This window comes from Cytobacillus eiseniae, assembly GCF_017874625.1.
In the GTDB taxonomy this organism is placed as follows: Bacteria; Bacillota; Bacilli; order Bacillales; family Cytobacillaceae; genus Cytobacillus; species Cytobacillus eiseniae.
Genome location: NZ_JAGIKZ010000016.1, coordinates 19,685 through 42,715, shown reverse-complemented (window position 1 = coordinate 42,715; position 23,031 = coordinate 19,685). Strand labels below are relative to the sequence as shown.

Sequence of the window (23,031 nt, the reverse complement as noted above, 5' to 3'; positions counted from 1 at the left end):
CGGAATGTAAGTCCTATTAATTACACATAGTACGACTATTTTGCATACAACAAGCTCAAAATAGGAAATAACATTACTTTTAACACACCTTACGATTTAATAATTTACTAAACTAAAAAGGAAACAGGCAAAACATCTTGTTTTGCCTGTTTTTTAGTATTCTCAGATTATCAACATGTAGTTACGATCAAGCACGAAGACAGGTTCTACCTCCCACTATTCCTCACTATCGTCTTTCTCCTTTTCCAGGAAACTCCATACCAAGTTCGGCTAATTTTTCTTGAGCCTCTTCCCGGGTGATTGTCCCTTCTCTTTCTTGTTCCATAATGCCTTGAACCTTTTCTCTAGTCTCTTCATCTAAATCTCCAAACATGTCTCCAGGGCCTCCACCCATATCAGGTCGAGGTTGACCTTGGCCGCCCTCACCGGGACCACCTTGACCGCTTGGCCCGCCCTGGCCTCCTGGACCGGCGTTTCTGCTTGTTGTGATACCAGATTCATCTAGCCATGTGACAGATTCAGATAGTGTAAACTCTACCACTTTTGTTCCTCCTTGATAGTTTCCAGTTTTATAAAGACCATCTGAATTACTCTCTGTTGATGAACCGCCAGAGTATAAAATATAAGATGTATCCTTTGTTAATTCAGGGGAACTGATAAAGACAGATTGATAGTCTTTTTTCGGTGAAAAGGTTGTTATTGTATTTCCGTCATTGTCCCCAAGATGAACGATCGTACCAGCTTTCTGTGTTTCAGAATAAGTCATCAATAAAGAATTTTGTGTGGATTGATCAGATGCAGCTTGAACCATCCCGGAGCTACCAACAGCAATTAGAAAACCTCCGCTCATGTCCAAGCTTCCATCATAATCTAGTGGACCATTGCCATTGGATGTTGGTCCATTTACAATGACTGTCCCATCTGTCATTGCAATTGACCCATTAGCGTCCAATCCGTCCCCTTCTGCATCGACTGTAATATAACCGCCATTGATAATGAGCATATTTTCTTCTGAATCTGATTGGGTACTATTTTCCTCAGCATCCATTTGGTTTTCAGGATTTGCGGTTTCAGAACTTGCTTGTCCATCATTCACAGGACTAAATGGCGTACGGAATCCAGAGCCATCATTTCCTCCACCAACATTGATGCCATCATCACTGGCAACTACATGAATTTCACCGTCTGAAATCGTTATTTTTTCACTCTCTATCCCTTCATAGCTTTTCGTCACATTGATTTTTCCACCTTTAATTTGGAGAGAGGTATCTGCGTGAACTCCGTCATCTCCCGAGGCAATTGTTAGCTCACCACCTGCAATCGTTACATTGCTGTTACTATGAACGGCATCATCAGATGAATCGATGGCAAACGTTCCTCCACCTATAGCTAATTCTGCAGTAGCCTTCAGCCCTTTTGCACTCTGTGATTCTGTTTCTTCGGTAGTTTCCTGATTCGTCTTTACATTCGAATTTTGATTTGGATTTTCATTCGGGCGTGTATTCGGGTCTGCCCCTGGATTTGCATGATCCCCCCATGGTTCGGGAGAATTTTCGCGATTACTTATCGTTTCTGGACTTCCACCTCCAGAGACAATTTTGAAGGAACCATCAGCAATCCATAAAGATGCTTCAGCTTGTATTCCGTCACTGCCTGCTACGATATCATAAGTACCTCCCTCTAGGGCGATGTTTCCTTTTGACGTATCTTTGTCATTCGTTGACTTAATCCCATCACCACCAGCTTCAATCGCGATCTCTCCAGCTTTAATGGCCACTAAATCCCTACCCATTATTCCATCATCCACTGAATGGATTTGAATGGTTCCGCCTGTTATTTTTAAATCATCCTTACTGACAATGCCGTTATTGTAATTAGCATGAACGACTAACTTACCAGAACCATTTATTGTTAGGTCATCTTTGCTAAAAATAGCTGCATTTGGTTCATCTGAGGATGAATCTTCAAAACGATATTCTTTTCCATCCGAAATATTATTTACCGTATCTTCTTGAAGAGAAATAATCGTTTTTTCGGCATTAATAACATTAATTGCTGCATTTTCTGTATTATTTATTTCCACTCCATTCAATACAAGCCGAACTGTATTTTTATCTTCGGAATCAACGGCAATTTGGCCATCATCCCACTTTCCGCTTAGTACATAAACACCACCTGTTTTTATCGTAAGCGTTCCATCCTTTAAGAGGATGGCAGCAGATTGATCAAACTCGGCCTCGGTTCCATTTAATTCAATGTAAGTGGGATTTTCATTTTTCCAATCCATGTAATCATCGTCTTTGTTATAAGTCACTGCCTTAGTAATCGTATCAGTAATCTCTTTATTGCTGCCATTTTCTGTTGCAGTATCACCATCATTACTGCACCCAGATAATAAGCTTGCCGATAAAAGCGTTGCCACTGCTATTAAATATCTCTTTTTCATAGTCGTCTCCTATTCCATATCAAAATTCATTCTTCTTGAACACATTATTACGGACAAACCTTAATCCAACCTTAAAACACAATTTTAGGCTGTGATTTTACAACTTATTGATTAGAGCGGAATTAACAGCTAGTTTAATAGAGCCTTTTTAATAAAAATTAAAAAACATTTTGCATTCAATCTAATTCGTCCTATAATCTAAGCAATAATAGAAAGAAAAAAGAAAAGGGGAACATCATGAAGTTATTAATTATTGAAGATGATCAATACCTTTCAGAAACAATACGTGAAACAATCGGTGATATATATGAAACGGAGCAGGCTTTTGACGGAGAAGAAGGACTATTCCTTGCTGAGCAAAACATTTTCGACTGTATCATTCTGGATATCATGCTACCAAACATGAATGGGTATGAGGTTTTAAAACAGCTAAGGAAAAAGAATATTTCAACCCCTGTTATTATGCTGACAGCCAAAGATGGGATTGATGATAAAATTCAAGGATTTAAAGTAGGAGCGGACGACTATATCGTAAAGCCCTTCCATCGCGAAGAGCTCATGCTGCGTTTAGAGGCAATCATTAGAAGAGCAGGAGGGAATTTTGAAGAAAATGCGATTTCCTTTAAAGAGTTAAAATTAAACTTAAAAAATAAAACGGCCTCGATTGGAGAGGAACTGGTGAATCTTAATGGAAAACAATTCGACTTGCTGGAGTACTTGATCAACAATAAAAATTCAATCGTAACGAAAGAACAAATCTTTGATCGAATTTGGGGATTCGAATCAGATACCTCTACAACCGTTGTAGAAGTATACGCAAGTAAATTAAGAAAAAACTTAAAAAAATTCGGCTATGATCAATATATTAAAACCTTCCGGGGTCTTGGCTATATGCTATCTGAAAATGGTGAAGGAAATGTTTAAAAAGACCATTTTTCGCAAGCAGCAATTGAAATTTATGGCTTTTAATCTCATTGCTTTTACGGTTATCTTTACCATTTTTGGCGTCATTATAATTGGTCAGGTGCAGAGAACATTATATTCGAAATCAGATGAGGAGCTAAAGTCATTTAAAGAAATGATGATTGTACATCCTTCAAAAGGATTCGAATCTCCACTTCCAGATGAAAAAATGGATCGTCTTCCTCCCTATGAGGAACGACAAAGAGACCGTCCAAACCCTCGTATCATTGTACTTAAATGGAATAAAGAGGGGAAAATTATCAATCAAAATGAGATTGGCTCTTCTTTTTACGAAAGTTTTATACAGGATTATCCATTGGATAAAACTAATATCGATACGATTACAAATACTACCATTCATAACCAATACCATTTTCGGTACCTTCTTTTTGAAACGACCGATACAAAAGGTGAAAGAACTTATACACAGCTACTGATTAATACGGAGGCAGAACAAACGATTATTGATAATTTTGAGCGGCTGATTATCATTTGTTCGATTATCTTCGTCATCCTTTCTATCTCGGCAAGCTATATTTTATCAAGAAAAATGATGATGCCTATTATTCATTCCTGGAATAAGCAGGCTGAGTTCGTTGAAAATGCTTCACATGAACTCAGAACGCCATTAACAATTATTCAAAATAAATTAGAGCTGCTGCTAACCGAGCCGCAAGAAAAAATTATCAATAAATTTGAGAATATTGCACTCAGCCTATCAGAAACAAGGCGATTATCGAAGCTCACCTCTGATTTACTAACCTTAGCACGCGCTGACTCAGCTGAAACACAGCTAACGAAACAGACAATAGATATTGATCAATTTATTCAAAGAGTTTGCGCGCCTTATATGGAAATAGCGGAGTCACAAGATAAGCATTTTTGGCTCAATTTAAACTGTAACGTAAGTATGGAAGCTGATGAAGTACGCCTCCACCAGCTTCTCGTCATTCTCCTTGATAATGCTTTAAAATACACGAGTGATGATGATAGCATTGGGGTTAAAACATATGTAGAGGATCATAAAGTTGTTTTCGAGGTTAGCGATACTGGAATTGGAATTAAAGAAGAAAACATGAAATATATCTTTGATCGCTTTTACAGAGAGGACAAGGCACGATCAAGAGAAACGGGTGGAATGGGACTAGGGCTCTCCATTGCGCAGTGGATTGTAACCGAACATAATGGAACAATTACTGGATTTCAAAATAAACACAAAGGAACAACCTTTAAAGTAAAGCTGCCAAAGTAGGAGATCACATGTGATCTTCTTTTTTTACTGAATAAAAAAGTATAACTTTCGAGTCAGAGAATTGTCTAGCTCCAGCGCCTATCGCCTATCAAACTTCAGGTCTCCTCCACAACGATTGCGTCAACATCGGTTCGCTACCGCAATCCGTGTTTCCTTTATCGCTGTCGTTGTCCCTTCCAGTTTGTACGGCGATGAGCAAGGCGCTTCCGCTTTTCTTTTTAAGGTTTATTTAAGGTTTCTCCTTAATAATGTGAATCACTGCGCTAATATCGTACAAAAGGAGAATGAGAAACATGAAGGCGATGACCTTAAATGGTGTGCAGGGCCGGTCCGAATTAAAGCATGAAATAACGAGAATGGACTGCTACCTTCTAAGAAATAGGCTAAAGCATTATATGGAAGTCGATCCACACGCAAATAACGATGGAAAATATACCATTCGAAGTGTTTACTTTGATAACTTCGACAATAAGGTGCTAACCCAGAAGAAAGAAGGGCATTATGAGCGCGACAAATTTCGGGTGAGGCTCTATGACTACAATACTGATTATCTTACGCTCGAAAAAAAGAGCAAACGTAATAATCTGACATACAAACAAAAATGCCGAATCCATGCAGAGGAATACGAACGCATTAGGCTCGGGGACATCCTTTGGATGGAAAATGATTCGAGAGCGCTCATACAAGAGTTATTCATACAAATGAACCTGCTTCAATTAAAACCGATGACAGTTGTAGATTACGAAAGGGAAGTATTTATTTATCGTCACGGAAATGTACGGGTAACCTTTGATAGCTCCATCAAAACTAGCTTTCGCAATAATGATGTCCTGAATCCCGATATTGCGATGATTGAAACAAATCCGAATATCGTCATCCTTGAAGTGAAATTTGATGAATACCTGCCCGACGTCATCAAAAAATTACTCCAGCTAGGAGACAGACGAAAAGGAACCTATTCTAAATACCAAATTAGCCGAATGTACGGGTAATCAGGCGTGACAAGTTCATTGTTCATTAATGAAAAATGAAACATGGGGACAGGTACACGGTCCCACATATAAAAAACAGAAATACTTGGAGGAATACGTAATGGAAAGTGTAAATTTCAGTGATATTTTCAAATCGAGTTTTTTAGAAAAGACAAACAGCTTTTCAATTATTGATTCACTTATTGGCTTATTAGTAGCATTCGCAGTAGGATTATTCATTTATTGGGTATATAAAAAGACCTTCTCAGGCGTGATTTATTCACACACGTTTAATATCTCATTAATCGTCATGTCAATGGCCACTGCCTTAATAATTATGGGGATCTCATCCAATATCTTGTTATCGCTTGGAATGGTCGGTGCTTTATCCATTGTCCGTTTTAGAACACCTATTAAAGATCCAATGGACATTGTTTATATTTTTTGGGCAATTGTGTCAGGTATTTTATGCGGTGCTGGTTTTATCCCTCTTGTCATTATTGGTTCAATTTTAATTGGCGCTGTATTAATTTTCTTTATTAATCGTATTAAAGTTGAAAATCCCTATTTATTGGTCGTTAGGTATAGTGATCGTTCGATTGAAAATCCATTAGAACATATGGTAGCTGAGCATTCATTAAAGCATTCGGTTAAATCAAAATCTGTCATGCCTGGCGGTGATCATGAAATCACTTATGAAATTCGGATAAAGGAAAATAATATGAGCTTTATCAATAACATCTCGGATATGAAAGATGTTAAATCAGCCATTATGTTAAGCTATGATGGTAATTTCACAGCGTAAGAAGGCTGGGATGTAACTAATTTATCTATGTCCAAAGCCGAATGATATATTCATTTTTTAATACCTAAATACAGAAAGCCGAACGATTGTAGAATGCAGAGTGAGCATTTCTAATAATCGTTCGGCTTTTTTTATTGCTGAAAAACTTTTGTCCCAGTCTCTACTTTTTTTTTCTATCGACCTGTTTTCATCATCTGCATGTATCTAAGTTCTTCAATTTGCAGATATAAAAAAAGAACCCTAAACAATGCAGGTTTCCTACTAACAATATAAAAATTCAACACGCAATTTAAGTAGAATCACTAGTATAAAATTGAAAAACGCAATACCTCGTTCTCTTCGTAACGAAACACTGCGTTGTGATATGTATGGAGCGGGTGAAGGGAATCGAACCCTCGACAACAGCTTGGAAGGCTGTGGTTTTACCACTAAACTACACCCGCATATTTAATTTTATAAGAATAACTCGCTATTATTATATTGAAAAACTTATGTAGCAACGAATCAACTTCTATATAATACTCCTGATAACATGAATCGTCAAGATTTTTTAGGGGATTTTGTCGAAAAAACTTGTTTGACATATAAAGCTTTATTGCAAGATATAATGGTAAAATAAAGCCGAAAATTCAAATAATAGAAAGGGGTGCAAAAATGTATAGACTATACTGCAGAATCTATCAATCCACCTATCGAATCGTTTCTAGATTATTGCCTTGGAGGCAGCCAATTTTATTACAAGGAGAGAATAGCCTGAGCAAGCTGCCAAAGCTAATAAGCAGCAAAGGGATTGATCATGTTCTAATTGTGACGGATAAAGGAATTGTTTCTTTAGGATTGATGGATTCCTTGCTTGCAGGCTTAAAGGAAGAACAGATTGAATTTATAATCTATGATCGAACGATTCCCAATCCGACAATTGAAAACATTGAGGAAGCGCTTGATATGTATAAGAAACATGGGGCAAATGGAATTATTGCCTTTGGCGGAGGCTCCCCGATGGATTGTGCGAAAGGGGTTGGTGCACGGATCGCAAGACCAGAAAAGAGCATTCCGCAAATGAAAGGCCAATTGAAAATACGCAAGAAAACGCCTCCTCTATTCGCAGTGCCAACAACGGCTGGAACAGGAAGTGAAGGAACGGTTGTAGCAGTCGTAACGAATAGTGAAACACATGAAAAATATGCGATCAACGACCTCGTGCTTATTCCAGATTATGCAGTCCTAGATCCTTTACTCACAATCAATCTGCCTCCACACATTACATCAACAACTGGAATGGATGCACTTACCCATGCCATTGAAGCATACATCGGTCGAAGCAACACAAAGGAAACAGCAGAGTATTGCCGCCGAGCAGTGAAGATCATTTACGAGAACCTTTATGAAGCGTATTCGAATGGGACGAATATGACTGCACGGACGAACATGCAAGAAGCTGCCTATTTAGCAGGTGTGGCATTTACTCGGGCATATGTAGGATATGTGCATGCAATTGCTCATACATTAGGTGGATTTTATGCGGTTCCCCATGGACTAGCCAATGCAATCATACTCCCGTATGTATTAGAATACTACGGTGATTCTGCCACTGAAAAACTGGCAGAATTAGCCGATTTAGTCAGATTAAGCAATTCAACAGACACAATCGCGGAAAAGGCCGAATCCTTCATTTCATCGATTAAGGACCTAAATGCAAAAATGAATATTCCTAATAAAATAAGCGGCATTGTTGAAAGTGATATTCCTTTAATGGTAGAACGTGCTTTGAAAGAAGCCAATCCCCTTTACCCTGTACCGAAAATATTATCAAGAAACGATCTTTTTACTTTATATCAGCTGATTAAGGAGTAATGAAGCGATTACTATTATTAATAAACTATGAGACTTTTTTTCTGGCATTCTCTTGATTTTGTCTCATTGAGCTCTTCTACACTTTCAAGCAAAAAAAGAGCAGTCCGAAAAGTCGAAAATACGTCTTTTTGGACTGCTCCATTCTATTTACAAATCAGTTAGTACAATCACATTCGAATGTGTACGTAGGCTTGTGATTGGAAACTTCTCTGTGATTTCTCCACTCAATAATGCATCAAGTGCCGCTCTTTTTTTCTCACCAACAGCTAATAGAAGAATGCATTTTGCTCGTAAAATCGTTGAAATCCCGAGTGTGATTGCCTTTTCTGGGACTTCGTCAATTGAATCAAAGAAGCGCGCATTTGCTTCTCTCGTGGAGGGAGTTAATTGAACAACATGTGTTTCACTAGTAAAAGGTGTTCCAGGCTCATTGAAACCAATATGCCCATTTTCACCTACTCCAAGAAGCTGCAAATCGACATTCTTTGATTGAACAAGCTGCTCATACTGTGATGCTTCTTCCTCCACATTTTGTGCTTCCCCATTTGGGAGATTTGTTTCTTTAAAAGGCTTCGTTTGAAAAAGATTATTTTGCATAAAAGCATAATAGCTCTCATCATGCTGCCTTGGCAGGCCAACATATTCATCTAAATTCACACTCGTACATTGTGAAAAATCTAAATCGCTTTGACAGATTCGGCTGTATAATGGAACCATCGTCCCACCAGTCGCAAGACCAAATGACTTTGCACCAGCATTTAAATGCTGTCCGATTATTTCGAACGCCCGATTATAAAGTGCTTCTTGATCATTAAATCGTTCAAGTTTAATATTCATGATTCATTCCTTTACTTTTTTCCCAGAAATAGCATTCTGGTTATTCTAGTAGGCCAATCAGAAGATGAACCAACTTCCAATTCATTTTACTCTGTTCTGAACTTTCCTGTCAAAAAGAAGATGATCTTTCATGTGCAAATGCCACAACCGGTTTGCCTTTCATTACACATCGGTTATTAGGTTGATTCCTAGCGCTTTCTTTAAGCGATCCACCATTTTTACAGCGCTTACTTATCGATGTTTTCGTATTTTTTCTACTTCATCTGCCACAAATTGGACATTTGTTCCAACAATGACTTGAATGCTTTGTGAGCCTACAATGTGAATACCTGGTACACCCGTCGATTTTATTTTCTTTTGATCCACATGATCCATCTTGCCGACTTCTACTCGCAGGCGGGTTGCACAGTATTCAACGGAACGAATATTTTCCACTCCACCTAATCCATCAACAATTTGCACAGCCATATTCGTGAAATCATTTATCGTTTCCCCAAGCTCACTTTCTTCGATTTCTTCTTCATCTTCTCTGCCTGGTGTTTTCAAGTTGAACTTCACAATTAAAAAGCGGAAAAGGAAATAATACACAACGGCAAATCCTAATCCTTGAACGACGAGCATGAGCGGCATATTGGCAATTGGAATGCGAAGGCTCAAGAAAAAGTCAATAAATCCGGCACTAAATCCGAAGCCTGCCGTCCACTCGAACATCGCGGCAATAAATAAGGAAAGCCCTGTTAACGCAGCATGAACAACATATAATGCCGGTGCTAGAAACATGAAAGCAAATTCAAGCGGTTCTGTTACCCCTGTGAAAAAAGAAGCAAATCCAGCTGCTAACATTAATGAGGCCACTTGCTTTTTTCTTTTTGTTTTGGCTGTATGATACATCGCAAGCCCAGCTGCAGGCAATCCAAACATCATGATTGGGAAGAATCCAGCTTGATACATGCCGGTAACCCCTTTCACGCCTTCACTTGCCCAGAACTTTCCGATATCATTAATCCCGATCGTATCAAACCAAAAAACAGCATTCAAGGCATGATGCAATCCCGTTGGAATTAAGAGACGATTAAAGAATCCATATAATCCAGCACCAATGGCTCCTAAACTACTAATTCCTTCCCCAAATGATACTAACCAACTATAAACAACTGGCCAAACAAAGAATAATACGGCTGAAGCGGCTAGCATCGCAACAGCAGACATAATCGGCACAAGCCGCTTGCCGCTAAAGAAGGCTAAGAAATCTGGCAGCTTCACCTGACTATAGCGATTATACATCCATGCCGCAATAAAACCAGAAAGAATACCTATAAATGCATTATCAATTTTCTCAAATGCGGGATTCACATTTGCTACATCAATCCCTTGTAATAGAGCAACCGTGTCTGTCGATAACATCGTTGTGACAACTAAAAATGCGACCAGCCCACTTAAGGCAGAAGATCCATCCTTGTCCTTTGACATCCCTAAGGCGACACCAACTGCAAAAAGAATCGGAATATGATCAATAATCGAAGCGCCTGCCTTAATCAAAAATGCAGCTAGCGCATTTCCTTCACCCCAGCCATCGTGATCAATCCAATAGCCAATCCCCATCAGAATCGCTGCAGCTGGTAAAACGGCGACAGGAAGCATTAATGAGCGTCCAAGCTTTTGCAAAAACTTCATCATTCACACTCAACTCCTTTTTATTTTTGTTTTTAATGGGCGATTTCTCCTTAAGCGCTCAATATGAAGGGCAATATAGCCTAATTCCACTTTTGGAAGTTCCATTCCATGTCGACTAAGAAGCGCCTGCGCAATTTCTTTCGCACAACGATACGCGATAGGGAACTTTTTCTGAATCATGCCTGACAATTCCTCATCCATTGTATGAAGGTCATATTGGCTCACTCTAGATAAGGTAAAGCGTAAATGAGAGATAAAGCGTTGATAGGCGATCTCATCTTCTTCAATCTCGATCTTTAGCTGACTTTTCACCGACTGAATGATGTCTCTAATGATCGTTGTTTGTCTAATCGTCTGATGCAAATCACCCCCTTGTGGCTTCATTGTATGTAAATGAAGAGCAATGAAAGCTGCTTCATCTACAGGCATTTCCACTTGACATTTATCCCTTATATGCTTGATCGCCCAAAGCCCGATTTCAAATTCCCTTGGATAGAGGATCTTAATCTCATATAGTAGTTTGTTAGTTATATAGATTCCTTTCTGTGTTCGTTCAATCGCAAATGAAAGATGGTCGGTAAGAACAACATGAATATGCTCATTTAGCTTTGCCCCTAAATCATGTTCAGCATAGGTGATGATTTCCTCTGAAATCGTGAAGTGCTCCGCAGGAATTCGACTCAATAATTGTTCAAGCTTCGCGTTCTCCCTCATGATAAAGACCTTTTCAATCTTACTTGCTATTACCAAGTCATTCTTTCTCTTGTTAAAAGCAATTCCAGCACCAATCGCAATTTTCTCTCTCCCTCCATCAAGCACGATCACTGCGTTATTATTGAGAATTTTTTTGATCTTCATTGTGAAGCACCTCCCCACTAATTGAATTTGCAGCAATCTACTTATTGGACACTGTCATTACGACTGTTTTTCCGACGACATTTTCTATTACTTGTTTAACTTGAACTTTTTTTTCCTTGCTATTTGTAATGATAATTGGGGTGATCAAACTCTTTGCCTTGTCACGAATGAATTCCCAATCCACCTCGATAAGCTCCTGCCCAACGGATACCGGATCTCCATTTTCAACAAGCATACGAAATCCCCTCCCCTGTAATGAAACCGTTTCCAATCCAATATGAATAAGTACTTCTGTTCCATCCTTAGAACGAAGCCCAATCGCATGCTTCGTTTCAGCCACAAGGATGACCGTTCCATCAATTGGAGAGCAGACATTGCCTCCGTCAGGCATAATCGCCACTCCCTCCCCCATCAACCTTTCACTAAAAACAGGATCAGGCACTTCTTCAAGTGAACGCACATCCCCTTTTAACGGAGAAATAATTTGTAATGCCTCTTTCTTAAAAAATTTCCTGAGCATATGGACACTCCTTCATCGTTGATATGGATGAATATGAAAAGGCATGGGGCAATGAGAAAGAGGGAAAAAAACCTCTGTCTTCTTTGCCGCCATGCCTGAAAAAAATCAGTCACATGGGACCAATATGAAACTTTCGATTCATTCGAGCTTGTATGGCTCCTATGCTATTCATATGCTTGGCTTTTTCTATTCATGCTATTTGGGCTAGGATATTTTTAAATTTAAAAATGAAAGGAAACCCATACAGTTTGGGTTTCCCTTCATTAGGCTAACGTAATTAGCAGCTTACTATTTTTTATGCTTTTTAATATTTATTGAGTTAGTCCTAGCGAAATTCTCAATAGATTCATCAAAGGTATCTGAATTAAAACGAGAAATTTTCCACCTAAATCCTTTTTCTAATCTAATAAACACAGACTTTTTATCCCAATCTGTTCTTTTAAATTCAATTAATTTAATCTGTTCTTTCCTTGCTTTCTTTTTCAATATCTCTAAACCAAATAGAGAAGTTGTAAATAATAAATCAGTATCGTTTACCTTGAAATGATACTTTACGTTAGTAGAAACGATAATCATGATAGCTAGCAATAAGTAAATTGACCAATTAGAGATGATAAACATGACTACCATCATGAAGAAAGAGAATAATAAAGGTACTTTTGGTTCTACTGCATTGAAAAGCAATTTACATCCCTCCCTTGAACTATATTACCATATAAAGCCAATATCTAATTACTATGGTTCATAAAAAACAATAGAATTCCACGAATATATCCACTAGTTGTAAAATTTGGGATATAATTAGGAAGTATTCTAAATATTAGGAGGGATCTTTTGAAGAAGTTAAGAAAACTAGGGATTTTAACCTTATCGACTGGATTAACGATTGGAATTCTTGCACCAGCAGCAAGCGCAACATCCTTAGGGAATGAACATTATTCCCCTGCACAAATTCAAGTTGCTCAGACAGAAAAGGTCATTTCAAAAAGTGAGCTAATCAAGAAGTTTAAAGCCTTTTTTCCACAATTTGATTACTTAAAAGATAGCGAGTTTCATTCAGGTTCCGGCTATCAATACCCTGAAGATACGACCATTCGTTATGACTTACATTTTCAAAAAAAGATAAACGGGAAGCAAATGTATGGAAGTGTCAGCTTTCTAGGAGATGATTTAAAAATTGAGCGTTTTCACTATGAACCTACGAATGCGGTAGATGCTTTATTTCCAGCAAAAATAACAAAAGAAAAAGCAACAGAAGTGGCTAAAGCATTTCTAAAAAACTTCCCTGAAAGCAAGGATTATCATCTAGAAACGAATCACATCAACTACTACCCATTGAATCAATTACTGACGGAACCGATCCGTTACTCATTCTCCTTCGTTAAGAAACAAAATAATGTACCTATTCCAGACCAGCAAATTCAAGTCACAGTGCTTGGAAATGGAGAAGTAACTGAATTCTACCAGTACTCAGGTAATAGTGCTTCCCCATCGTATGATGATGCCACAAAAATTTTACCTAAAGATGAAATAATCAAGCAGATGAAAGAACGTATTTCTGTTGATCTTCAATACAGAGTAGAGACGAATTATCGAACAGGCGATACCGATGTAAACCTCATATATCAACCAATAAATAATGTAATCGGTGTTCATGCACTTTCTGGTGAATGGCAGCTGATGAATGGCTTTACACCTGAACTTCAAAACGAACATAAGATTGAACATATTGTGACTCAACCGCTCAAGCCTAAACAAACCAATATTTCGTTAGCGGATGCAAAGGCTTTTGCTGAAACATTACTCAAAATTGATTCGGATAAAATAAAGCTACGATTTGATTCCATTGAGGAAAGAAAAAATTTCAATGGCCAAGAGGTCATTAACATTCAATATATGTACGAGTACGAAAGTGGAGGATCTGGGACAAACCTTGAGTTAGACAAACATACAGGGGAAATCATTCAGTATCATGACATCAAAGAAGAGCTTCTAAAGGAACGAGACAACAGCAAACAAACGGATAAGGCGATTTCTAATGAAGAGGCACTGAATAAAGCAGTCCATTACTTAAAGCTGTACGCCCCTTCTTATCTACATGAGTATGCAATGCCAATTGGCGAATTTTATCATGATGAAGACAGAGGAATCTATCATTTCGTCTTCCCTAGAGTAGCTAATGGAATCATCGTTAATGGAGAGCAACTAACTGCTAGTATATCTGCTAATGGTGCTTTACTCGGTCTTAATGTCTATCAATCTGATATTCAAAATTGGCCTTCAATTGATAAAGTGATTCCAAAAGAAAAGGCACAAGAGAAATACTTTGAAGAGCTCAATCTAAATCTTAATTATGTAAAAGAAGGATATGGAAAAAAAGATAATCATTATCATCTTGTTTATTCACAAGTATTCCAAAATAATACAAGTATGTATTTAGATGCCGTTACAGGAGAGTGGAATCGCACAAATGAGAATGACGATCCTGTCGTTTCCCATCCTTGGGCAGAAAAAGAACTCAATCATCTTATTCAAGCAAAAATACTTAATGTAGAAGAACAGAAATCATTTGACGCAAATGCAAAAATGACAAAAGGTGCTGCACTGGAAGTAATTACGAAGTCCATTACCCATTTCTATGATCATTACTATCCTGAGCAAAACGAGACAAGTCATTCCTTTGAAAATATTAAACCTACTCATCCTTTATATCAAGTCATTGAACGTGCAGTTACACTCGGCATCATTGAAAAAGAAGAGACATCTTTTAATCTGGACGAGCATCTAACTAGAGAAGAGTTAGCGATTTGGTATATTCGTCTATTAGGTCTCGAGCAAGCTGCTAAAAACCAAGGCATTTATCACCTTCCGTTCTCTGATGCCAAAGATGTGAAAGCAGAGAATGTTGGTTATGTTGCATTGGCGCACTCAATCGGCTTATTAACTGCGAATAAAAATAAATTCAACCCAAAACAGGATGTGTCCTATGCTGATCTAGCCGTTTCTGTTATTCGTTTGGCACATGAGACATATGAAAAAGGCATTCAATTTTACAATTATTAAGTAATTAGACTGGATGACTTCCATCATTACTAGCAAAGATCCGCCCATAAGTTGGGCGGATCTTTTATATTTTGCACAAATAATTGCTGTATCATTTGCACCATTCTATTTCAAAAACTTCCGCACCAATTGCAAGTTTTTATCATTGTAAGGGGGGAAGAGCATCTTGATATTAATTTTTGTACTTGATTTAAGGATACTTTTTTGATGTGAAAAGGTTAAAAAGCTGTGATGGCCATGGTATGCACCCATTCCAGAGCTGCCTACCCCTCCAAATGGTAGATCCGGGTTTGCTAAATGGGTGACGGTATTATTAATGCAAACACCGCCTGAGGAAATTTCCGTCAGCACCCGCTCTTCGATTTGCTTGTCAGCTGTGAAAAGGTAGAGCGCTAATGGTTTCGCACGCTTATTAATCATTTCAATTGCTTCATCCAAGTTCTTGTACGTTATAATCGGCAGCAAGGGGCCAAATATTTCATCCTCCATTGTTGCCGATTGCCATGTGGCTTCGATTAATGTTGGCTCAATAAATCGGGTCGTTGCATTCGTTCCTCCACCGAAAATTACATGATTCTTTTCTTTTTCAAGAATCGTTAATAAGCGCTGATAATGGCGTTCATTCACAATCCGTCCGAAATCCTTGCTTTGTTCAATCGTGGACCCGAAAAACCGTTTCAACGTTTGGATCATTTCATCAATTAATTCCTTTTTAATTGCCTCATCAACCATTAAATAATCTGGTGCGACACATGTTTGGCCAGAATTGACTGTCTTTCCCCAAATGATCCGTTCAGCTGCCACTTTCATATCCGCACTTTTATCAACAATGACTGGGCTTTTTCCCCCAAGTTCAAGCGTAACAGGCACTAGATTTTTGGCGGCTGCCTCCATCACCATTTTCCCAACAGGGATGCTCCCCGTAAAAAATATATAATCAAATGGCGCATTCATGAGTGAAATATTCGTTTCGACGCTCCCTTGGACAGATCGGATATAGGAAGGATCGAAAATCGATTCAATCATTTCTGTCACTACAGCAGAAACATGTGGAACCAATTCGGATGGCTTTAGCACGGCACAGTTTCCAGCAGCAATGGCCCCAATCAATGGTTCGATCAGCAGCTGGAAGGGATAATTAAATGGACCGATAATTAAGACCGTCCCATAAGGTTCGTACATGACCATGCTTTTTGCAGGAAACAAGGCGAGTGGCGTATCTACTTTTTTTGGCTTTGCCCATTTTTTTAATCGCTTTATCGTATGTGTAATGCTATTTAAGGTAAAACCGACCTCAGTTGTATAGGATTCAAATGGATGCTTGCCTAAATCCTTCTGGAGCGCTTCCGAGATTTTCGTCTCATATTTCAGTATTCCTTCTCGCAGTTTTTCTAATTGGTGCAAACGAAAATCCACGTCTTTAGTTACATTCGTACGAAAATAATGATGATGTTCCTGTAGGATTGCAGCAACATTCTCTGGTTTTTGTTCCACCTCTATCATAATTCGCATTCTCCTTCTCCCTATGAGATCGTTTATATAAAAACATCTGACTATATCTACCTATTATATAGATAAATCGAAGAGGATAGAAATATTAAGAGTGGATTTTATTGCTGGTGTTATTACAAATACGTTTCAACTAACTCATAGCATCTCTCTTTAGTCAGCCTCGTTTGTGTCATTACATATTCTAACGATGCCAATGAACCGCCTTCATATTTAGCTGCGGCCTCTTTTGCTTTTACGTCCCTTGATGCGACCCATTCTCGCTGCTCGATTCTTAGATTTTCCATCTCACTTGTGGCCAGCTGCTTCTCAAGCTCTCCATAAATTTCGTTTAATATGGCATCCCATCTTTTATATATTTCTCCCTGTGCTTCAGTCATTTCAATCTGTGTTCCATTTTTAAAGATTGGATCAAATTCAGCTAAGCTTTTTTCAATCGCATCGAGTTTCTTGATAAATTCATCCTTTTGGATTTTCTCAGTAGATTTTGAGCCCTCTGCTTTTTCCTTTTCTTCTCTCTCTTTTGCTAAGCCTTCATTATATGCATGATGCTCTTTAATGCCATCTGCAATTTCTATTTCTACATCCTTGATGATTTGTTCGACTGCTGCTTGAATGCTTTCATTTAAGTTCTCATCCTTCAATAGCTCATGAGACCTATTTAAAGCTTCATCCAATTCTCCATCATCCACTGCTGTCTTCACTTGATTGAATGCTTGAATTTGCTCATGTAGTAATACAGCTTCTTCATTATTTGGCGCTTCCTCTATTGTTTCCTCCAGAGATAATAAAGCTTTGTCAAAGTTCCCCTCTTCCAGCGAAACCATCACATCATCCATTGGTTGACTATCCACTTCATTGCTGCAGCCTGTCAAAAATAACGAAAAGAGTACTAGCCCCAGTATTTTTTTCATCTTATCCCCTTCTCCTGTACGTCCTATTTTTATGTGCTCATTTCTTGCTTATAAGCTATTTTTGTAGCCTTTGCTACTTATCGATTTGAGGAGTAATGGGCGGAGAATTTCCACTTAACTGCTCTACATTTTCCAGCTATTAAAAGCTCGTTTTCATTTGCTCCATTATTGGTGATTTGATACATTCGATAAGCGGAACCCTTCGACAACCACATCTTCATCGACCTCTAATAACAGGCATCTTTTTCCTTCATACGTAATGTATTTCATATTTTTTAGGTCTTTCGGGTGAATCGATACGTCAGCAATCTTTGTATTGATCTTGATTGATTTCGGGATGACACTGCTCGCTTTGATTTCATGCTTCACATCGTATACAACACTTTTGAACGCATGCTCCACTTTAGCCGTGTCCACATTTTCCACACCACTTACTTCTAAGATGCGTTCAATGTCCCGAGAATCTAGCTTCGGAGGCTCACTTTCTTCATTTTCTACGCTCTCCTGTACCATCTTATCAATTTCCTCATACACATTGGAAATGATATTCGTGTCCACTTCTTCCCCTGCGACCAATTTGACAATCTGTTCAAACGTGTCCTTCTCTTCGATGGCGGTGATAATGTCTTCACAATGGAGCACTTCTTCAATAAACATCATATCTGGCTGATGGGCTTTTCCACCATAATAGAGAATATGATTCACATCTGATGCATTGTCATTAAAGGCAGGAAATAGAAAACCTGTTAACGGCGCCGTTAAATTTATTATCGGATCAACTGCATTATTGGATTTGAATTCCTTCTCGATATAATCAAACAGCAATGCTTTTTTCGGCTGATCGGTTTTATTAAGGCTGCAAAGAATGAATTCATTGGAATAGACCTCGTCATCGCCACCTTCCCCGGACTCAAGATCACGTTTTTTCGTTGCCTTTTGATATTCTCCACGGATAAAAGTGACAACTGTATCAAATTCATACACAGTATGAGCAAACATTTTCGATACAATACTGAGCATGCTTTCTTTCCAATCCTCCGAATCCGCCCGCAATCCTTCATATAGAATCATTTGTGTGCTGTCTTCCACATCCCGTCTGAATTTTAGTTCAAACAACTTGGCATCCAGATTTCCCGTCAGCACCTTTTTAAAGTTCATTAAAAATAATTCTTGTGCTTCCTGCTCTAGCAATTGAAACGGTTGACTGACTTGATGGTAAATCTCGCCTGATTCTTTTTTTATATACACATTAAAGATTTCGCGAATATTCATTAAGCGATTATTTAATTTAAATTGTTTTCGCACATTGGCAATGTCATTTTTATTCATTTGTCTCATCTCCCATTCCTCGATTATACTGTTTCGCTTCCTAAATAGTAATACTTGATATTTTGTCGATTTTATTAGCTAATAGGAATGGCTGTTGATCAAAAAAATACCCGCAACAATGATCGTTGCGGATATGAATGATGCAATGACTAATGCCCTCTCTCCATCTCTGTTCTTGGTTCCTCCATTACTGTTCGTAAATCATTCCCAGATGGATTCTGGAATAGGCGTAGCCCAAACGCTGGGGCGACAGCAAAGAGATGGTCGAAAATATCCGCTTGAACGGATTCGTACACTGCCCATCGAATATCATTTGAAAAAGCGTAGATTTCCAATGGCAGCCCGTGTTCTGTCGGAGCTAGCTGTCTTACCATGAGGGTCATTTCTTGATTAATTCCAGCATGCCTTTGTAGATACTGGCTCACATACTCCCGAAACACACCGATATTCGTTAGAGCTCGGCCGTTCACCGGATTGCTTCGGTTAATTTCATTCTTCGTATTGTAATCGGCAATTTCTTGTTCGCGATTGACGAGGTAATCGGTCAGATAATCGATTTGTTTAAATTTCCTAACCATCTCCTCGGTACAAAAGGCAATGCTATTCGTATCGATATATATAGACCGCTTCATACGTCGTCCGCCAGACGCTTGCATGCCCCTCCAATTAATAAACGAGTCGGAAATCAAGGCGTAGCTTGGAATCATCGTAATCGTCTTATCCCAATTTTGCACTTGTACAGTATTTAAGGAAATATCAATCACATCTCCATCTGCTCCATATTTAGGCATTTGAATCCAGTCACCTACACGAACCATATCATTAGAAGATAATTGAATCCCAGCCACTAGTCCTAGTAACGAATCTTTGAATACGAGCATGAACACCGCAGATAGCGCACCAATCCCACTTAATAGAATAAGAGGACTTTCCCCAATCAAGTTCGCAATCACAAGAATCATCCCAAGCGTGATTACAATGATTTTAACTACCTGAACAACCCCTTTTATTGGCCTTGTCTTCGATATTTCATAGGTTTGATAAATATCGACCAATGCATTCAATAGGCTATTGATAATCATGAGTCCAACAATGATGATATATGTGTTGGCACCCTTTTCAATCAATTGTTGATTCGCCGTAAAGGTGGCTGAGAAATTATAAATAATGATCGCAGGAACAATATGTGATAGCTTATGAAAAACCTTTCGTTCCAAAAGCATATCATCCCAATGAAATTTGCTATTCTTGACAATATGGGTAATGATTCGGATAACAATTTTTTTCGTAATAAAATTGGCGACAATACAGATGATCGCGATGAAAAGAATCATAATCAAGGGTGAAAGATACTTCACTAATGTTGGATGTAATTCAAAGGCTAACAATTGCTCACTAATGTACTCCATAATTCCCTCCATTCTGTCGTGCCATTTACGAACGAGGCAATTTGACCGACAAGATTGTCATAAAATACTGATTGAGCTCTTGAATCGAAGTTTCATATCCTTGACGATGCCATTCTATTAGAATACCAAGAATCGCATTCGTTTGATAACTAATAAGATAATCGAGCTGAATGCCGTCATCAAGTTCGAAGTGTTCTTCGATTGAATTTTTCATAAATGAACGAACAGTATCGAATAAAAGATAATAATACATCATCGGAATATGTTCATCAAAGATAATTTGGTAAAAGTCTTTATATTTTTTTACATGATGAAAGATTTTGATCATATCGGCATCGATATTCTGAATCCGATAATTTGTTTTGTAATAAGGTTCTTCGTAAGACTGTTTTAAATCTTCAACAATGACCTCTAAATATTCTTTGAATACTTCATGTACCTCTCTGTAGTGCAAATAAAACGTCCCACGATTAATATTCGCCTCTCTGCATAATTCAGCAATCGTGATCGTATCCAATGGCTTCCGTTTCAATAAAGCTAATAGAGAGTGGCGTAAACTCTCCTTCGTTTTAATAATTCGAAGATCTTTTTTCACTTTTTTTCACCCCATATTGAACACTAATAATAATAAGTGTCTATTACTCAACATTACTGAAATTTTCTGTCGATTGTACTACTATTTCTTCTCTAGTATAATTTTTACTGTACACATGTTCAATATATTCTTTGAAAAACAATGGAGGGGTAAGGGATGAAATTAAAAGACAAGGTAACAATCGTAACAGGGGCAGCTTCAGGAATGGGAAAAGCAATTGCAGAATTGTACGCAAGTGAAGGGGCAAAAGTGATTGTAGCTGACCTTAACATCGAAGGGGCAGAAGCAGTCGTTAAAGCGATTACTGATAAAGGCGGCATTGCTAAAGCTGTTCAAGTAAATATTGCGAAGCAGGCAGATATTGATACGATGATCGACACAGCTGTTAGTGAATACGGAACACTAGATGTGTTAGTTAATAATGCAGGAATTATGGATGGCTTCGAACCAGTTGGCGATATTCTTGATGAACGCTGGGATTTGATTTTTGATATTAATACAAAAGGCGTTATGAGAGCGATGCGTAAAGCTCTTCCAATCTTTTTAGAAAAAGAAAGTGGAATCATTATTAATACCGCTTCAACGGGCGGATTAAATGGTGCTCATGCAGGTGCAGCATACGGCGCATCTAAGCATGCAGTCATTGGCCTTACGAAAAACACGGGCTATATGTATGCAAACAAAGGCATCCGTTGTAATGCCATTGCTCCAGGCGGTGTAGCAACAAATATTACTTCTACGTTAAAAGGCTTTAACCAATTTGGCATGGAGCGTACGAAAGCTGTACAGGGAGTTATGCCTAGAATCGGACAACCTGAAGAAATCGCACAAGTCGCTTTGTTCTTAGCTTCTGATGATTCAAGCTTCGTCAACGGCACTGTATTACAGCTGACGGTGGTTGGACAGCTGCATTCTAATTTTATGATAAAAACGCAAACGACTGTTACGTGTAACAGCCATTTGCGTTTTTTTTATTCGCTTCTACATTCTACTTCGCGTTTTCGTCTGGCTGGTGGATTCCGAAGATATTTCCTTCTGGATCTAAGTAATAGCCTTGCCAAGCCATTCCTGGCAGCGCATGTTTTGGATGGGCCACCTTGCCGCCAAGCTCCATTATTTTCGCATCGATCGCATCATAATCTTCGACACCTATCGTGCAAGCATAGCCATTCAAAGCCTGTCCTAATTCTGGCGGTGCACTTTGGCGTTTCATCAATGCTCCGTTAATTCCAAGCTCCTTGTCATCACCCGTGACAACGCCGAAATAAGGCATTCCCGCATAATCGCTCCAATCTTGAAAGGTCCATCCAAATACATCTCCATAAAACTTCTTTGCCCGCTCCATATCATCCACATGAATTTCAAAATGAATCAATCTTCCCATTATTTGATTTCCTCCTGATTGGCTTTTTTTAATCCATTGTTTATATTCAATCTACAATAGCAATACACCTTTTCCATTATTGCGAAAAGTAGGGAGAAATATTCAATTGTTTGAAAAATTCAGTTGGTATGTTGATAGTGGGGTAGCAAGTTTTTTTGAATGGTGTCTACATTTGATTGATGATGGACTTTTTCTTGCTTTGATTACTGCGTTTTGTCCTTCATCCGCCCTATGATGGACTTTTTCTTCCTTTGATCATTGCGTTTTGTCCTTCATTCGCCTTATGATGGACTTTTTCTTCCTTTTCTCATTGCGTTTTGTCCTTCATTCGCCCTATGATGGACTTTTTCTTGCTTTGATCACTGCTTTTTGTCCTTCATTCGCCTTATGATGGACTTTTTCTTCCTTTTCTCACTGCGTTTTGTCCTTCATCTGCCCTATGATGGACTTTTTCTTCCTTTTCTCACTGCTTTTTGTCCTTCATTCGCCTTATGATGGACTTTTTCTTGCTTTACTCCTTGCGTTTTGTCCTTCATTCGCCTTATGATGGACTTTTTCTTCCTTTGATCATTGCGTTTTGTCCTTCATTTGCCCTATGATGGACTTTTTCTTCCTTTGATCATTGCGTTCTGTCCTTCATCTGCCCTA

At 38.5% G+C, this 23,031-nt stretch carries 18 protein-coding genes, 1 tRNA gene and 1 pseudogene; 7 read left to right on the top strand and 13 right to left on the bottom strand.

The annotated features are described in order from the left end of the window. Nucleotides 1-226: 226 nt before the first annotated feature. Nucleotides 227-2,446 carry a carbohydrate-binding domain-containing protein gene (locus tag J2Z40_RS13400; RefSeq protein ID WP_066392385.1) on the bottom strand — a complete coding sequence of 740 codons (2,220 nt, stop codon included), beginning with the start codon at nucleotides 2,444-2,446 and terminating at the stop codon, nucleotides 227-229. A gap of 237 nt (nucleotides 2,447-2,683) precedes the next feature. Here J2Z40_RS13400 and J2Z40_RS13395 point away from each other — a divergent pair, with 237 nt between their 5' ends. The 4 genes from J2Z40_RS13395 (at nucleotide 2,684) to J2Z40_RS13380 (ending at nucleotide 6,437) form a co-directional block, all read left to right on the top strand. Beyond that, nucleotides 2,684-3,370 (top strand): response regulator transcription factor, encoded by a 687-nt coding sequence (locus J2Z40_RS13395; protein ID WP_066392384.1) that lies wholly within the window; start codon nucleotides 2,684-2,686, stop codon nucleotides 3,368-3,370. Further along, the gene (locus J2Z40_RS13390) at nucleotides 3,363-4,661 is read left to right on the top strand and encodes a sensor histidine kinase (RefSeq protein WP_066392381.1); all 1,299 of its coding nucleotides are present in this window, start codon (nucleotides 3,363-3,365) and stop codon (nucleotides 4,659-4,661) included. The genes J2Z40_RS13395 and J2Z40_RS13390 overlap by 8 nt, the downstream gene beginning before the upstream one ends. Before the next feature lie 293 nt (nucleotides 4,662-4,954). After that, the gene (locus J2Z40_RS13385; protein WP_066392378.1) at nucleotides 4,955-5,653 is read left to right on the top strand and encodes a polyphosphate polymerase domain-containing protein; all 699 of its coding nucleotides are present in this window, start codon (nucleotides 4,955-4,957) and stop codon (nucleotides 5,651-5,653) included. Nucleotides 5,654-5,753: 100 nt separating this feature from the next. Next, nucleotides 5,754-6,437, top strand: coding sequence for a DUF4956 domain-containing protein (locus J2Z40_RS13380; protein WP_066392375.1), 684 nt, complete (start codon nucleotides 5,754-5,756; stop codon nucleotides 6,435-6,437). 369 nt (nucleotides 6,438-6,806) lie between these two features. Here J2Z40_RS13380 and J2Z40_RS13375 read toward each other — a convergent pair. After that, nucleotides 6,807-6,880: transfer RNA gene (locus J2Z40_RS13375), tRNA-Gly, on the bottom strand. Between the two features lie 211 nt (nucleotides 6,881-7,091). Between J2Z40_RS13375 and J2Z40_RS13370 the strand changes: the two genes are divergently transcribed. Further along, the gene (locus J2Z40_RS13370) at nucleotides 7,092-8,291 is read left to right on the top strand and encodes an iron-containing alcohol dehydrogenase (protein WP_066392374.1); all 1,200 of its coding nucleotides are present in this window, start codon (nucleotides 7,092-7,094) and stop codon (nucleotides 8,289-8,291) included. Nucleotides 8,292-8,438: 147 nt separating this feature from the next. Here J2Z40_RS13370 and J2Z40_RS13365 read toward each other — a convergent pair whose 3' ends face one another. The 5 genes from J2Z40_RS13365 to J2Z40_RS13345 all read right to left on the bottom strand — a co-directional run bounded on the left by J2Z40_RS13365 (nucleotide 8,439) and on the right by J2Z40_RS13345 (nucleotide 12,864). Then, the gene (locus J2Z40_RS13365) at nucleotides 8,439-9,128 is read right to left on the bottom strand and encodes a glucosamine-6-phosphate deaminase (RefSeq protein WP_066392373.1); all 690 of its coding nucleotides are present in this window, start codon (nucleotides 9,126-9,128) and stop codon (nucleotides 8,439-8,441) included. 231 nt (nucleotides 9,129-9,359) lie between these two features. Beyond that, the gene (nagE, locus tag J2Z40_RS13360) at nucleotides 9,360-10,805 is read right to left on the bottom strand and encodes an N-acetylglucosamine-specific PTS transporter subunit IIBC (RefSeq protein WP_066392371.1); all 1,446 of its coding nucleotides are present in this window, start codon (nucleotides 10,803-10,805) and stop codon (nucleotides 9,360-9,362) included. Nucleotides 10,806-10,811: 6 nt separating this feature from the next. After that, the gene (locus J2Z40_RS13355) at nucleotides 10,812-11,660 is read right to left on the bottom strand and encodes a PRD domain-containing protein (protein WP_066392367.1); all 849 of its coding nucleotides are present in this window, start codon (nucleotides 11,658-11,660) and stop codon (nucleotides 10,812-10,814) included. A gap of 37 nt (nucleotides 11,661-11,697) precedes the next feature. Continuing rightward, on the bottom strand, nucleotides 11,698-12,180 hold the full coding sequence (locus tag J2Z40_RS13350) for a PTS sugar transporter subunit IIA (RefSeq protein WP_066392366.1): 483 nt from the start codon (nucleotides 12,178-12,180) through the stop codon (nucleotides 11,698-11,700). A gap of 288 nt (nucleotides 12,181-12,468) precedes the next feature. Then, nucleotides 12,469-12,864, bottom strand: coding sequence for a hypothetical protein (locus J2Z40_RS13345; RefSeq protein ID WP_066392364.1), 396 nt, complete (start codon nucleotides 12,862-12,864; stop codon nucleotides 12,469-12,471). Between the two features lie 150 nt (nucleotides 12,865-13,014). On the opposite strand from J2Z40_RS13345, the gene J2Z40_RS13340 reads away from it, so the two are divergent. Then, nucleotides 13,015-15,243 carry a YcdB/YcdC domain-containing protein gene (locus J2Z40_RS13340; RefSeq protein ID WP_066392358.1) on the top strand — a complete coding sequence of 743 codons (2,229 nt, stop codon included), beginning with the start codon at nucleotides 13,015-13,017 and terminating at the stop codon, nucleotides 15,241-15,243. A gap of 105 nt (nucleotides 15,244-15,348) precedes the next feature. Here the strand turns inward: J2Z40_RS13340 and J2Z40_RS13335 are convergent, their stop codons facing one another. The 5 genes from J2Z40_RS13335 to J2Z40_RS13315 all read right to left on the bottom strand — a co-directional run bounded on the left by J2Z40_RS13335 (nucleotide 15,349) and on the right by J2Z40_RS13315 (nucleotide 20,999). Beyond that, nucleotides 15,349-16,746, bottom strand: a complete 1,398-nt coding sequence (locus tag J2Z40_RS13335) for an aldehyde dehydrogenase (protein ID WP_066392356.1) — start codon at nucleotides 16,744-16,746, stop codon at nucleotides 15,349-15,351. A 122-nt stretch (nucleotides 16,747-16,868) separates the two neighbouring features. Next, nucleotides 16,869-17,666 carry a lysozyme inhibitor LprI family protein gene (locus J2Z40_RS13330; protein ID WP_066392355.1) on the bottom strand — a complete coding sequence of 266 codons (798 nt, stop codon included), beginning with the start codon at nucleotides 17,664-17,666 and terminating at the stop codon, nucleotides 16,869-16,871. A 165-nt stretch (nucleotides 17,667-17,831) separates the two neighbouring features. Then, nucleotides 17,832-18,995, bottom strand: coding sequence for a DUF4317 domain-containing protein (locus tag J2Z40_RS13325; RefSeq protein ID WP_066392352.1), 1,164 nt, complete (start codon nucleotides 18,993-18,995; stop codon nucleotides 17,832-17,834). A gap of 149 nt (nucleotides 18,996-19,144) precedes the next feature. Next, nucleotides 19,145-20,404 (bottom strand): mechanosensitive ion channel family protein, encoded by a 1,260-nt coding sequence (locus J2Z40_RS13320; protein ID WP_066392348.1) that lies wholly within the window; start codon nucleotides 20,402-20,404, stop codon nucleotides 19,145-19,147. Nucleotides 20,405-20,429: 25 nt separating this feature from the next. Then, nucleotides 20,430-20,999 carry a TetR/AcrR family transcriptional regulator C-terminal domain-containing protein gene (locus tag J2Z40_RS13315; RefSeq protein ID WP_066392347.1) on the bottom strand — a complete coding sequence of 190 codons (570 nt, stop codon included), beginning with the start codon at nucleotides 20,997-20,999 and terminating at the stop codon, nucleotides 20,430-20,432. Nucleotides 21,000-21,155: 156 nt separating this feature from the next. On the opposite strand from J2Z40_RS13315, the pseudogene J2Z40_RS13310 reads away from it, so the two are divergent. After that, nucleotides 21,156-21,916, top strand: a pseudogene (locus J2Z40_RS13310) (SDR family oxidoreductase). Nucleotides 21,917-21,987: 71 nt separating this feature from the next. Here J2Z40_RS13310 and J2Z40_RS13305 read toward each other — a convergent pair. Then, complete coding sequence (locus J2Z40_RS13305) at nucleotides 21,988-22,383, bottom strand: VOC family protein (protein ID WP_066392346.1); 396 nt, start codon at nucleotides 22,381-22,383, stop codon at nucleotides 21,988-21,990. Between the last annotated feature and the right edge of the window lie 648 nt (nucleotides 22,384-23,031).